The sequence below is a fragment of the Pseudomonas paraeruginosa genome, from assembly GCF_003025345.2.
Taxonomy (GTDB): domain Bacteria; phylum Pseudomonadota; class Gammaproteobacteria; order Pseudomonadales; family Pseudomonadaceae; genus Pseudomonas; species Pseudomonas paraeruginosa.
Window position 1 is genome coordinate 6,051,563 of the sequence record NZ_CP020560.1, and the last position, 11,990, is coordinate 6,063,552.

The 11,990-nt window shown below is 66.1% G+C and carries 10 protein-coding genes and 1 pseudogene; 4 read left to right on the plus strand and 7 right to left on the minus strand.

What is annotated here, in order from left to right; genetic code table 11:
• Positions 1-76: 76 nt before the first annotated feature.
• Positions 77-1,426: an APC family permease gene (locus tag B7D75_RS28625; RefSeq protein ID WP_034080727.1), complete on the plus strand. Its 1,350-nt coding sequence runs from the start codon at positions 77-79 to the stop codon at positions 1,424-1,426.
• Between the two features lie 68 nt (positions 1,427-1,494).
• Here B7D75_RS28625 and B7D75_RS28630 read toward each other — a convergent pair whose 3' ends face one another.
• The 3 genes from B7D75_RS28630 to B7D75_RS28640 form a co-directional block, all read right to left on the minus strand.
• Entirely contained in the window at positions 1,495-2,565 is a 1,071-nt protein-coding gene (locus B7D75_RS28630) for a YadA family autotransporter adhesin (protein ID WP_185269350.1), read from the minus strand.
• Between the two features lie 315 nt (positions 2,566-2,880).
• Complete coding sequence (locus B7D75_RS28635; protein WP_107114635.1) at positions 2,881-4,224, minus strand: sigma-54-dependent transcriptional regulator; 1,344 nt, start codon at positions 4,222-4,224, stop codon at positions 2,881-2,883.
• The gene (locus B7D75_RS28640) at positions 4,221-5,987 is read right to left on the minus strand and encodes a sensor histidine kinase (protein ID WP_034080729.1); all 1,767 of its coding nucleotides are present in this window, start codon (positions 5,985-5,987) and stop codon (positions 4,221-4,223) included. The genes B7D75_RS28635 and B7D75_RS28640 overlap by 4 nt, the downstream gene beginning before the upstream one ends.
• An 81-nt stretch (positions 5,988-6,068) precedes the next feature.
• Between B7D75_RS28640 and B7D75_RS28645 the strand changes: the two genes are divergently transcribed.
• Both B7D75_RS28645 and B7D75_RS28650 read left to right on the plus strand, forming a co-directional pair.
• Complete coding sequence (locus B7D75_RS28645; RefSeq protein ID WP_034080730.1) at positions 6,069-6,947, plus strand: alpha/beta fold hydrolase; 879 nt, start codon at positions 6,069-6,071, stop codon at positions 6,945-6,947.
• Positions 6,948-7,020: 73 nt separating this feature from the next.
• Positions 7,021-7,809, plus strand: coding sequence for an OXA-50-var family class D beta-lactamase OXA-1284 (locus tag B7D75_RS28650; protein ID WP_053814856.1), 789 nt, complete (start codon positions 7,021-7,023; stop codon positions 7,807-7,809).
• A gap of 4 nt (positions 7,810-7,813) precedes the next feature.
• Here B7D75_RS28650 and B7D75_RS28655 read toward each other — a convergent pair whose 3' ends face one another.
• On the minus strand, positions 7,814-8,314 hold the full coding sequence (locus B7D75_RS28655) for a DUF3301 domain-containing protein (protein WP_023443396.1): 501 nt from the start codon (positions 8,312-8,314) through the stop codon (positions 7,814-7,816).
• Positions 8,315-8,346: 32 nt separating this feature from the next.
• On the opposite strand from B7D75_RS28655, the gene pdxY reads away from it, so the two are divergent.
• Positions 8,347-9,213: a pyridoxal kinase PdxY gene (gene pdxY, locus B7D75_RS28660; RefSeq protein WP_107114636.1), complete on the plus strand. Its 867-nt coding sequence runs from the start codon at positions 8,347-8,349 to the stop codon at positions 9,211-9,213.
• 40 nt (positions 9,214-9,253) lie between these two features.
• Here pdxY and B7D75_RS28665 read toward each other — a convergent pair.
• The 3 genes and pseudogenes from B7D75_RS28665 to B7D75_RS28675 all read right to left on the minus strand — a co-directional run.
• A pseudogene (locus tag B7D75_RS28665) lies at positions 9,254-9,348 on the minus strand (DedA family protein); the annotation flags it as partial.
• A gap of 23 nt (positions 9,349-9,371) precedes the next feature.
• Entirely contained in the window at positions 9,372-11,078 is a 1,707-nt protein-coding gene (ybaL, locus tag B7D75_RS28670) for a YbaL family putative K(+) efflux transporter (protein ID WP_043099629.1), read from the minus strand.
• 367 nt (positions 11,079-11,445) lie between these two features.
• A complete protein-coding gene (locus B7D75_RS28675) occupies positions 11,446-11,928 on the minus strand; it encodes an acyl-CoA thioesterase (RefSeq protein ID WP_003154541.1) in 483 nt (160 codons plus the stop codon).
• Positions 11,929-11,990 lie beyond the last annotated feature (62 nt).

Here is an 11,990-nt window from a genome sequence, read left to right on the forward strand (position 1 = left end):
CCATAACGAGAAAGAGACCCGCCCCCAACGCGGCGCCGATAACGACAATACGCTGCCTTTTCCCGAGGAGCCCGTCATGGCCATCGAACAGTTCGGATACCGGCAACAGCTGCGCCGCAGCCTGTCCCTGAGCGACCTGATCATCTACGGGATGATCTTCATGATCCCCATCGCCCCGTTCGGGGTCTACGGCTGGGTCCACGCCGACGCCCACGGCATGGTGCCGATGGCCTACCTGGTGGGCATGCTGGCGATGCTCTTCACCGCCCTCAGCTACGGGGCCATGGCCAAGGCGTTTCCCATTGCCGGCTCGGTGTATTCCTACGCACAGCGCGGCATCCATCCCCATGTCGGTTTCCTCGCCGGCTGGGTGCTGCTGCTCGACTACCTGCTGATCCCACCGCTGCTCTACGTGTTCAGCGCGCTGGCGCTGAACCACCTGTTCCCGGCGATTCCCAAGCTGGCCTGGATGCTCCTGTTCCTGGTCTCGGCGACCCTGGTCAACCTGCGCGGCATCACCTTCGCCGCACGCGCCAACCTGTTGTTCCTGGTCGGCGAGCTGGTGGTCCTGGCGATCTTCCTGGTGGTCGGCTACCAGGCGCTGGAAGGCGGCCTGGGCAACGGCCGGCTGACCCTCGAACCGCTGTATCGCCCGGAGGCCTTCGACCTCGGCCTGGTGATGAAGGCTGCCTCGATCGCCGTGCTGTCGTTCCTCGGCTTCGACGCCATCTCCACCCTCGCCGAGGAGGTCAAGGGCGATCCCGCGCGGCAGATCGGCCGCGCCGCGCTGGTCGCACTGTTCGTCATGGGCGGCATCTTCATCGCACAGACCTGGCTGGCCACCGACCTCGCCGCCGGGATGACCTTCAGGTCGGCGGACACCGCCTTCTACGAGATCGCCGAAGCGGCCGGTGGCCAGTGGCTGTCGATGCTGACCGCGGTGGCCACCGCGCTGGCCTGGGGTGTCACCGTGTCGATCACCTCGCAGGCGGCGGTGTCGCGCCTGCTCTATTCGATGGCCCGCGATGGCAAGCTGCCGCGGGCACTGGCCAGGGTCCATCCGCGCTACCAGACGCCGCACGTCAGCCTGTACCTGGTGGCGGTGCTGTCGCTGGCGATCGGCTGGGCCTTCCTCGACGCGCCGGACGTACTCACTTCGCTGGTGAACTTCGGCGCCCTCACCGGCTTCTGCCTGCTGCACCTGAGCGTGATCAACCATTACTTCCGCCGCCAGCGCTCCGGCCGCTGGCTACGCCACCTGCTGTTCCCGCTGGTGGGCCTGGCGATCATCGCCTACGTGCTGTACAGCATGAGCCTCGATGCGCAGTTGCTCGGCCTGGCCTGGATCGCCGTGGGGCTGGTCTATCTGGCGCTATTGCAGCGCGGAGGGCGGCAGGCGTCGGTGGAGCTGGCGAAGGATCTCTGAAGGAAGCCGGGGCAGGCCGCGCGACATCCACGCCCTCCCCCGGCCCGGCGGCCGGCAAGCCAGCCGCCTTACCAGTTGTAACCCACGCCCACCGCGGCGCCAGCATCGCCAGCGGTATTCATGTTGCCGCTGAGCCGGGTGCTCCACTTGCCGTCCTTGCTGATCGACGACAGGCCGAAGGCCAGCGCGGACTGGCCCCGATAGGTGGCCGCGCCAATCCCGGTGGAGGTACCGCCGGCCTGGTAGGGCGGTGGCAGCGCGGCCATCGCCATGGCGCCGGCGATACCCGCGCTCAGGTCGTCGTCGAGGTCCTCGATCTTCTTGTGCAGGCGGTTGAAGCGCTGATCGGTGTAGTGCCGGGCATTCTCCTCGGTCACCCGCAGGCCTTCGTTCATCTGCCTCAGGTTCACCGCGTCGGTGCCCTGCGTGGCGTCGGCGACGTTGGTGATCTGCCGCTCATGCCCACGGCTGCCGACCGACAGCGAGTTCGCGCGATCGGCGACCGAGCTGTCGCCGAGGGCGATGCTGTTGTTCGCCGTCGCCTTCGCATTGTTGCCCAGCGCGGTGCTGTCGTTGCCAGAAGCCTCGGCCGCGGAGCCCGCCGCCATCGAATTGGCGCCGCTCGCCTTGGGACCGGGGACCGGTCCGCGGGCGGGTGTATTCACCTGGACCATCCCGCTTCTGCCGTTCTCGAGATCGCTGGCGCGATCGCTGACCGTATCGATGCGGCCGTTCAACTGGTTCACGTTGTCGTCGATGTTCTTCTGCAGGCGTGTCTCGCTATCGACCACCTTCTGCTCGATGTCCGCCTTGTTGCCATCGATATTTTCCTGCAGGCGTCTTTCGCTGGCATCGACCTTGCTGTCAACCCTGGCGACATCGCTGGCGACCTGGGAGAGCTTGTTGTCGAGCGTCGTGGAAGCGCGATCGATGCGATTGTTCAGGCTGCTCTCGGCGGACCGCAGTTCATCATTGGTCGTATACCCGGTCTCATCGGCGAAAGCGACACCGGACATGGATGAAAGCGCCGCAAGGGAAAAAGACAGCAGCAGATAACGCGAATTCCTGTTTTTCGAAGAGCGAACAATACCTTCGCTTCGTTCTTTCACGAACGGAACGTTCATATTCATGGAAAACATTGCAGGTTCCTATGGATCTGGAATAACCATGCCTTTTTCAAGGCGCATCAAACCCGTCCTGCATTCCATTGGCAAAAGGCATGCTGAAGTAGTCAGTGTTATAGCCAGGGACAGGGACGCGAATGATAGACCTTGAAAAACAACAAGTTACCGTCAATAAAAATTTAGGAACCTTCAAATATAAAATACGAAATCTATACTTTAAGTTTAGGAAATTTCTTATTTATATTTAAAAATCAATTTTTAAACAAAGTCTTTTGAAAAATACTTTCACCAATTTCTGGACACTGCATATGGCGATGTACCGAAACGGTGTCAGGTCGAATCCTCACCAACGAAATCAGCACGACTGAGGCCATGCCGCGACATCTTTTCGTTGAGGGTTCGGCGCGGCAGTTGCAACAGCTCCATCACCGCCTTGATGTCGCCACGGCACTGGCCGAGCGCCTGGCGCAGGCATTCGGCCTCGAAGGCCTCCATGCGCTCGGCCAGTCCGCTGGAGAGGCTGCCCGCCTCGTCCGGCTCCTCGCGCTCCAGGCCGAGCACATGGCGTTCGGCGGCGTTGGCCAGTTCACGTACGTTGCCCGGCCAGTCATGGGCCATCAGCCGCGCCAGCGCAGCCGGCGCGGCGGGCTGCGGTTCACGGCCGAGGCGCTGGCTGGCGACGCAGGCGAAGTGTTCGAAGAGCAGCGGGATGTCCTCGCGCCGCTCGCGGATCGGCGGCAGGCGCAGCTCGGCGACGTTCAGCCGGTACACCAGGTCTTCGCGGAAGCGCCCGGCGCGAGCCTCGGCCAGCAGGTCGGGCTTGGTCGCGGCGATCACCCGCAGGTCGACATGGATGCTCTGGTTCGAACCGAGCCGCTCCAGCTGCTGCTCCTGCAGCACCCGCAGCAGCTTGACCTGCTGCGCCAACGGCATGCTTTCGATCTCGTCGAGGAACAGCGTGCCGCCGTGGGCGTGCTCGAGCTTGCCGATGCGCTTGCCCTGGGCGCCGGTGAAGGCGCCGCTTTCATGGCCGAACAGCTCGCTTTCGAACAGTTGCTCGGGAATAGCCGCGCAGTTCAGCGCCACGAACGGCTTGTCGGCGCGCGGGCCGAAGTCGTGCAGGCAGCGGGCGACCAGTTCCTTGCCGCTGCCGGTCTCGCCACGGATCAGCACGTTCACCGGCGTCGGCGCCAGGGCCAGTACCTGGCGCCGCAAGGCCTCCATCGGCCTGGAAACGCCGAGCAGGCGCGCGTCGACCTGGTCCTTGAGGCTGGCCTGCTCCTTCAGACGCCGGTTCTCCAGCACCAGGCGGCGCTTCTCCAGCGCCCGTCGCAGGCTGCCGAGCAGGCGCTCCGGGGTGAAGGGCTTCTCGATGAAGTCATAGGCGCCCTGGCGCATGGCTTCCACCGCCATCGGCACGTCGCCGTGACCGGTGACCATGATCACCGGCAGATCGCGATCGACCGCCTGCAGGCGAGCGAGCAATTGCAGGCCATCCAAGCCGGGCATGCGCACGTCGCTGACGACCACCCCGGCGAAAGACCGGTCCATCCCCGCCAGGCATTCCTCGGCACGCAGGCACAGGCGCACCTCGAAGCCGGACAGCTCCAGCCATTGCCGCACCGCCTCGCGGATCGTCGCTTCGTCGTCGACGAAGATCACCTGGTCGCTCATGTCGTTACGCTCGTGTCATCGGAAGCCGCCGGCAGGATCAGGCTGAACACCGCTCCCGCCTCGCCGTTGGCGGCCTGCAGGCGGCCGCCGAGTTCGTGGACGATCCCATAGGATACCGCCAGGCCGAGGCCGAGTCCTTCTCCCACCGGTTTGGTGGTGAAGAACGGATCGAACACACTGCCCAGGTCCTCGGCGGGAATCCCGCCACCGTTGTCGGCCACGCTCAGCACCCAGTCGCCGCCGACCCGCTGCACGGCCAGGCGGATCCATGGCCGCTCCTGGCCGGCCACGGCATCCAGGGCGTTACGCAGCAGGTTGACCAATACCTGTTCCAGGCGGATCGCATCGCCCATCACCCAGGCTGGCCAGACCAGCGCCTGCTCGATCTCCACCCGCTCGGCGCGAATCCGTGGCAGCAGCAGGTGTTGCGCCTGTTCCACCACGTGGCCCAGCTCGATACGCTCGCGCAAGCCGCCGGCACTCTTGCGGGCGAAGGTCTTCAGGTGGCCGGTGAGCGCGGCCATGCGCTCGAGCATCTCGTCGATGCGCAGCAAGGCCTGGCGTGCTTCGTCGTGGCGACCGGCGTCGAGCAGCAGGCGCAGGCTGGCCAGTTGCATGCGCTGGGCAGTGAGCGGCTGGTTGATCTCATGGGCCAGGGCCGCCGACATCTGTCCCAGTGCCGCCAGCTTGGCCGCCTGCACCAGACCGTCCTGGGCGGTGCGCAAATCGGCGGTACGCTGCTCGACCAGGCGCTCCAACTCCTCCCGGCTGCGCTGGCGCAGCCGGGCGATGCGCCAGCGCTGCTGCAGGAACAGGCCAAGGAACACCAGCGCCAGCCAGGTGCCGGCGGCGGCCAGGCGCGCGGTGGCGACATCGTCCTGGATGCTCGCGGTATCGCGCAGCAGATGCAGGGTCCAGCCGTCGTTGGGCAGATCGAGCGATTGCCAGAGATAGTCTTTCTCGCCATCGACGCTTTCCACCCGCGCCAACCGACTGTCTTCGCCATAGCTGCGCAGGGTCTGGTGGCGCAGGGGGGTCAGCGGCTGGCGGTCGTATTGCCGGGTCTCCGCCAGTTCGAAGCGGTCGACGGTATCCAGCGGCTCCAGTTCGCGATAGCGCCAGCCCTGGTGGTTGGCGAGGAACACGATGCCCTTGGCGTCGCTGGCCAGAACCAGATCGGGAGTCTGGTTCCACTGTCGTTCCAGGTCGGGGAATTCCAGCTTGACCACGATCGCGCCGAGAAAGGTACCGTCCCCGGCGCGCACCGCGTGCGACAGGAAGTAGCCAGGTATCCCGCTGATCACGCCGACCGCGTAGAAACGCCCCGAGCCCTGGGCGATGGTCTGGCGGAAATACGGGCGGAAACCGTAGTTGTGACCGACATAGCTGGTCGGCAGGTTCCAGTTGCTCGCCGCCACCGCCAGTCCGGTGCGGTCGAGCAGTTCCAGGGTCGAGGAGCGGGCGGCCCGGTTGATGCTTTCCAGCTTGAGGTTCAGGCGCTGCTGCAACTCGTCGTCGATCGGCCCGGCCAGCGCCGTGCGCAGTTCGGGATCCAGCGCCAGCACCGCCGGCAGGCTGCGGAAGCGCTCGATCAGGGTCTGCAGCGAACCGGCGTAGAGGTCCAGTTGCTTGCGCACCTGCTCGCCCTCGGCGCGCAACGCCTGCTGGCGGGCCTGCCGGCCGGCCCATTCGATGGACAGCAGCAGGCCGCCGAGCAGCGGCAGCAACAGCAGGAACAGGCGCAACGGACGGGACACGGACATCGGCGGATCGAAACGGCAGCGGCAAGCGGCGACGATAGCACGACGCCCGGTTACACTGCGCGCCGTACGAGGAGTCCGCCCATGTCGCTATCCCCCTGGTCCCATCCCTGTTCGGCCGGCTTCACCCTGCGCGGCTGGCGCAGCGAACCGAGCGGCAAGCCGCTGCTGCATTTCCTCCACGGCAACGGTTTCTGTGGCCGCACCTACGAGCCAATGCTGCGTCTGCTGACGGAAGATTTCGATCTCTGGCTGTGCGACATCCAGGGCCACGGCGAAAGCGACCACGGCGGGCGCTTCCATGGCTGGAACCGCAACGCGGAAATGGCGGTGGAAGCCTTCGAGGCCGGGCGCGGCCGGTATGGCGATGTCCCGCGGCTGGCTTGCGGGCACAGCTTCGGCGGCGTCCTCAGCAGCCTCGTCCTGGCCCGTCATCCCGGGTTGTTCACCCGCGCCGTGCTGCTCGATCCGGTGCTGTTCACCCCGGCGATGATCGGTGTGATGGCGCTGTCCGAGACCCTCGGCCTGCAACTGCGCGGCAGCCTGGCGAAGAAGGCGCGCCTGCGCCGCAGCCAGTGGCCGGACCGCGCCGCGGCCTACGCCGGCCTGCGCGGCCGCGGCATCTTCAAGGGCTGGACCGACGAAGCGCTGTGGGCCTATGTGGAATATGCGCTGAAGGAAAGCGACGACGGCGTCGAACTGAAGTGCCGACCGAGCCGCGAGGCGGAAATCTTCAGCTCCTTCCCCCGGCGCCTGTGGCCGTCGCTGGGCAAGGTCTCCGCGCCGACCCGGGTGCTGTACGGCGACCGCACCTATCCCTTCGTCGCCAGGTCGGTGGCGCGCTGGTGCTCGCTCAACCCGCAGGTCAGCGCCCGCGCCGTGACCGGCGGCCACTGCTTCATGCAGGAAGATCCGGCCGATGCCGCCGCCCGCGTACGCGCCTTCCTCCTGCCCAATCCATGAACGGCTCTTCCGTGGGGAATCCTGAGCTCATCCGCCGGTCCCAGGGAAGTTCCCACCATAACAGGACCAAGCCATGCGCCTTCTCTTCTTCAGCGCCCTTCTCCTGCTCTTCGGACAGGCCCAGGCCAGCGAATGGAACGACAGCCAGGCTGTGGACAAGCTATTCGAAGCCGCCGGGATGAAAGGCACCTTCGTTCTCTACGACGTGCAGCGGCAGGGTTATGTCGGCCACGACCGAGCACGCGCGCAGACCCGCTTCGTCCCTGCCTCCACCTATAAGGTGGCGCACAGCCTGATCGGTTTATCCACAGGCGCGGTGAAGTCTGCCGACGAGGTCCTGCCCTATGGCGGCAAGCCCCAGCGCTTCAAGGCCTGGGAGCATGACATGAGCCTGCGCGAGGCGATCCGTGCATCCAACGTGCCGGTCTACCAGGAACTGGCGCGGCGCATCGGCCTGCAGCGTATGCGCGCCAACCTCGCCCGCATGGACTATGGAAATGGCGAGGTCGGGCAGGTTGTGGACAACTTCTGGCTGGTGGGGCCACTGGAGATCAGCGCGCTGGAGCAGACCCGTTTCCTCGCCCGGCTGGCACAGGGAGAACTGCCGTTTCCCGAGCAGGTGCAGGCCACCGTGCGCGACATGACCCTGATGGAACACGGCCCGGACTGGGAGCTGCACGGCAAGACCGGCTGGTGTTTCGATTGCACGCCGGAACTCGGCTGGTGGGTCGGCTGGGTGAAGCGCGACGAGCGCCTCTACACCTTCGCCCTGAACATCGACATGCCCGGCGGCGAGGCCGACATCGGCAAGCGCGTCGAACTGGGCAAGGCCGCTCTCAAGGCCCTGGGCGTGCTGCCCTAGGTCATCAGTCGCCGACCTTCTTCTGGCGGGACTGCCGCCATTCGTCGAGGCGGATCACCTCGGCGCTGTGCACCGGCGGGTTGTCGGCCTCGGCGGCCGCCTCGAAGCGATGCGGCGCCAGTTCGATGGCGCCGAGGTGATAGCCGTACATGACGATGCGTCCGGCGTAGCGTTCCTCGCCACTGACGGTGAATTCGAAACCGAACTCGCGGCTCAGCCGCCATTGCCCGCGATGATCGCGGGCCAGACGCAGGCGTCGGCGCGCGACATTCTCGTCGAGCAGCTCCACGCCCTGCTTGGCGCAATGCTGCTTGGCCAGCAGCAGCGCCCGTTCGCGCACGCCATGGGCGCGCCACCACCAGGCTGCGGCGGCGCCTAACAGGAGCATGACGAAAAGGTTACCCAGGGTCACGAGCGGAATCCGGTGGAAGGGAAAAGCCAGCTTACCCGTTCTCCCGGCGAGCAGCGAGTGGGGGGTGTTTTCGCCATGTGATTTAGCCCCCATACTGCGCCGACTCAGCTGTAGGAAGTCGTCTCATGCCACGCACGCCCCACCTGCTCGCCATCCAGTCCCACGTCGTCTTCGGCCACGCCGGCAACGCCGCCGCGGTGTTTCCGATGCAGCGCATCGGGATCAACGTCTGGCCGTTGAACACAGTGCAGTTTTCCAACCATACCCAGTATGGCCGGTGGACCGGGCAGGTACTGCCGCCGGAGCAGATCCCGGTGCTGATGGAAGGCATCGCCGGGATCGGCGAGCTGGGCAACTGCGACGCGGTGCTGTCCGGCTACCTCGGCAGCGCCGCCCAGGGCCGGGCGATCCTCGAGGTGGTAGGGCGAATCAAGCAGGCCAATCCGCGAGCGCTGTACCTCTGCGACCCGGTCATGGGCCACCCGGAGAAAGGCTGCATCGTGGCCCCGGAAGTCAGCGACTTCCTGCTGGAAGAAGCCGCCGCGGTCGCCGACTACCTGTGCCCCAACCAGTTGGAGCTGGATAGCTTCTGCGACCGCCAGCCGGACTCCCTCGCCGACTGCGTGGAAATGGCACGGAGCCTGCTGGCACGCGGTCCCAGGGCAATCCTGGTAAAGCACCTGAACTATCCGGGCAAGGCCGGCGACACCTTCGAGATGCTGCTGGTGGCCGCCGATCAGGTCTGGCACCTGCAACGCCCGCTGCTGGCCTTCCCGCGCCAGCCGGTAGGGGTCGGCGACCTGACCTCGGGCCTGTTCCTGTCGCGCCTGCTGCTCGGCGACGACCTGCGCAACGCCTTCGAATTCACCGGCGCCGCGGTCCATGAAGTGCTGCTGGAAACCCAGGCCTGCGGCAGCTACGAGCTGGAGCTGGTGCGGGCGCAGGATCGGGTCGCCCATCCACGCGTACGCTTTGACGCGGTACGCCTGTGATCCACTGAGCCGCCTGTGGGTAAGATTATCCACAGGCGGCTCAGAGGATGTATTTCTCCAGCATCAATCCAGCGCCGCCACCAGGGCGAAGGCCATGCCCAGGCGCCGTTCGATCAGCGTCTTCAGCCGCGGCCCGGTCGCAGGGCCGCCGCAGCACGTCAGGCGGATTGCGGCAGCGGCGCGTCGCTGTCCTGCTCGTCGTCGCGATCGAGGCCCAGGCGACGGACCATCCCGCAGGCGATTTCGCGCTCGCCCATGATCACCAGGTTGGCACCGTTCTGCTCCAGGTAGTCCACCTCGGCGTCGAAGTGCGCGCGGGCGACGATATCCAGAGGCGGATTCACCGCGCGGGCATGACTGGCGATCTGCCCGGCCTCGAAGCCGTTGGGAATGGCGATCAGCAACCAGCGCGCCTCGCCGATGTTGGCCAGTTCCAGCACGGCGGGGCTGGCGGCATTGCCGAGCACCACGCTGTAGCCCTGCTCGCGCAGCTCGTCGGCCTTGTCGCGCTTGTCCACCACCACCACGAATGGCGTCCCGGCGGCGCGCAGGCGCGCGCTGACCAGCCCGCCGACCCGGCCATGGCCGATCAGCACGGCGTGGTCGCGCTCGAGGATCGGCGGCGGCAGGTCCTGCGCCGGCATCTCGCGGACCCCGCCCGCGGCCTCCGCCAGGCGCTGCTCCTTGCGCTGCTGCAGGCGGTCGATGGCGATGAACAGCAGCGGGTTGACCAGGATCGACAGGATCGCCCCGGCCAGCACCAGGTCGCGGCTCTGCTCCGGGACCAGTTCCAGGCCGATGCCCAGGCCGATGAGGATGAAGGAGAATTCGCCGATCTGCGCCAGGCTGGCGGCGATCACCAGCGCGGTGCTGTTCGGGTGGCCGAAGGCACGGACGATCAGGTAGGCGGCCAGGGACTTGCCGAAGACGATGACCAGGAAGGTGGCCAGCACGGTAAGCGGCTCCTGCAGCAGGATCATCGGATTGAACAGCATCCCCACCGAGACGAAGAACAGCACCGCGAAGGCGTCGCGCAACGGCAGCGAGTTCTCCGCCGCCTCGTGGCTGAGCTCGGATTCGTTGAGGATCATGCCGGCGAAGAACGCGCCGAGGGCGAAGGAGACCCCGAACAGCACCGCCGAACCGTAGGCGATGCCCAGGGCGATGGCCAGCACGGCCAGGGTGAAGAGTTCGCGCGAGCCGCTGGCGGCGATCTTCTCCAGCACCCAGGGCACCACCCGGCGCCCGCCGAGGATCATCAGGGCGACGAAGGCAGCGACCTTGCCCAGGGTCAGCAGCAGCGGCCAGAGCAGGCCGGCGCCGCCGGTGTCGCTCTTGCCGCCGAGGGTCCCGGCCAGCGCCGGCAGGAGCACCAGGGTGAGGACCATCGCCAGGTCCTCGACGATCAGCCAGCCGATGGCGATCCGTCCACGTTTTGTATCCAGCAGCTGACGCTGCTCCAGGGCCCGCAGCAGGACCACGGTGCTGGCCACCGACAGGCTCAGGCCGAACACCAGGCCACCGCCGAAATTCCAGCCGAGCAGGCTCGCCAGGCCGATGCCGAGCAAGGTGGCGACGCCGATCTGCACCAGCGCCCCGGGAATGGCGATAGCCTTCACGGATAGCAGGTCCTTGAGGGAGAAATGCAGGCCGACGCCGAACATCAGCAGGATCACCCCGAGTTCGGCGATTTCCTGCGACAGCGCCTGGTCGGCCACGTAACCGGGAGTGAACGGCCCGGCCAGGACGCCCGCCAGCAGATAGCCGACCAGCGGCGAAATGCGCAGGCGATTGGCCAGGGCCCCGAAGAGGAAGGCGAGGACGAACCCCGCGGCGAGTGTGGTGAGTAGCGGCGTGTGATGCATCGGGACTCCCGGGAGGGCGGGGAACATGTCTTCCGCAGCCAGCCCGGCGGACGACGACATTCGAAATGGATCGCGGGCCTGCGCCCGCGACGGCATGGCGGTAAGGCTTGCCGCCAACGGGGCCGCCCCCACGGCATTCGAGCAAGCCGAGGGAGGCTCTGGTTCCTGGAGAATCCGGCGCGGCCCCGAAAGGTTAACCCGTTGACGTTGCTGGACTTTTATCAGGCACGCCGGTTTTTTATCAAGAAATGACAGGAATTGGCGCCAGTGAACGCAAAATGCAGGCTTTTCTTATGAAAAGCTGCGAAAAGAATCGAAAATAAAAAGATACCGCCGACGCGCCGGACCTTCCGGCATCGCTTCTCCCTCAGCCCTCCTCGCGAATCGCCTGGTAACGCGCCTCCAGCTCGGCACGCAGCTGGCGACGCTGCTGGGCCTGGGCGAAGCGGCGCTTCTGCTCGGCGGTTTCCAGCTCCAGCGGGCGCACGGCCACCGGCTTGCGCTCATCATCCAGCGCCACCATGGTGAAGAAGCAGCTGTTGGTGTGGCGCACGGACTGTTCGCGGATGTTCTCGGTGATCACCTTCACGCCGATTTCCATGGAGGTCCGCCCGGTGTAGTTGACCGAGGCGAGGAAGGTCACCAGTTCGCCGACGTGCACCGGCTCGCGGAAGATCACCTGGTCCACCGACAGGGTCACCACGTAGCGACCCGCGTAGCGGCTGGCGCAGGCGTAGGCGACTTCGTCGAGGTACTTGAGCAGGGTGCCGCCATGGACATTGCCGGAAAAGTTGGCCATGTCCGGGGTCATCAGCACGGTCATCGACAGTTGGTTGTTTCCGGGTTGCATAGCGTTTTTCTCTCATCAGGACGGGCGTGGACACCATAGACGCTAACGACTGTGGCAACGGC

Excerpts from the sequence above, each read along its gene's own strand:
- pdxY (WP_107114636.1), top strand. The coding sequence starts at position 8,347 with ATGCCACGCACGCCCCACCTGCTCGCCATCCAGTCCCACGTCGTCTTC.
- B7D75_RS28635 (WP_107114635.1), bottom strand. The coding sequence starts at position 4,224 with ATGAGCGACCAGGTGATCTTCGTCGACGACGAAGCGACGATCCGCGAG.
- B7D75_RS28625 (WP_034080727.1), top strand. The coding sequence starts at position 77 with ATGGCCATCGAACAGTTCGGATACCGGCAACAGCTGCGCCGCAGCCTG.
- B7D75_RS28655 (WP_023443396.1), bottom strand. The coding sequence starts at position 8,314 with ATGGGGGCTAAATCACATGGCGAAAACACCCCCCACTCGCTGCTCGCC.
- B7D75_RS28675 (WP_003154541.1), bottom strand. The coding sequence starts at position 11,928 with ATGCAACCCGGAAACAACCAACTGTCGATGACCGTGCTGATGACCCCG.
- B7D75_RS28645 (WP_034080730.1), top strand. The coding sequence starts at position 6,069 with ATGTCGCTATCCCCCTGGTCCCATCCCTGTTCGGCCGGCTTCACCCTG.
- B7D75_RS28640 (WP_034080729.1), bottom strand. The coding sequence starts at position 5,987 with ATGTCCGTGTCCCGTCCGTTGCGCCTGTTCCTGCTGTTGCTGCCGCTG.
- ybaL (WP_043099629.1), bottom strand. The coding sequence starts at position 11,078 with ATGCATCACACGCCGCTACTCACCACACTCGCCGCGGGGTTCGTCCTC.
- B7D75_RS28650 (WP_053814856.1), top strand. The coding sequence starts at position 7,021 with ATGCGCCTTCTCTTCTTCAGCGCCCTTCTCCTGCTCTTCGGACAGGCC.
- B7D75_RS28630 (WP_185269350.1), bottom strand. The coding sequence starts at position 2,565 with ATGTTTTCCATGAATATGAACGTTCCGTTCGTGAAAGAACGAAGCGAA.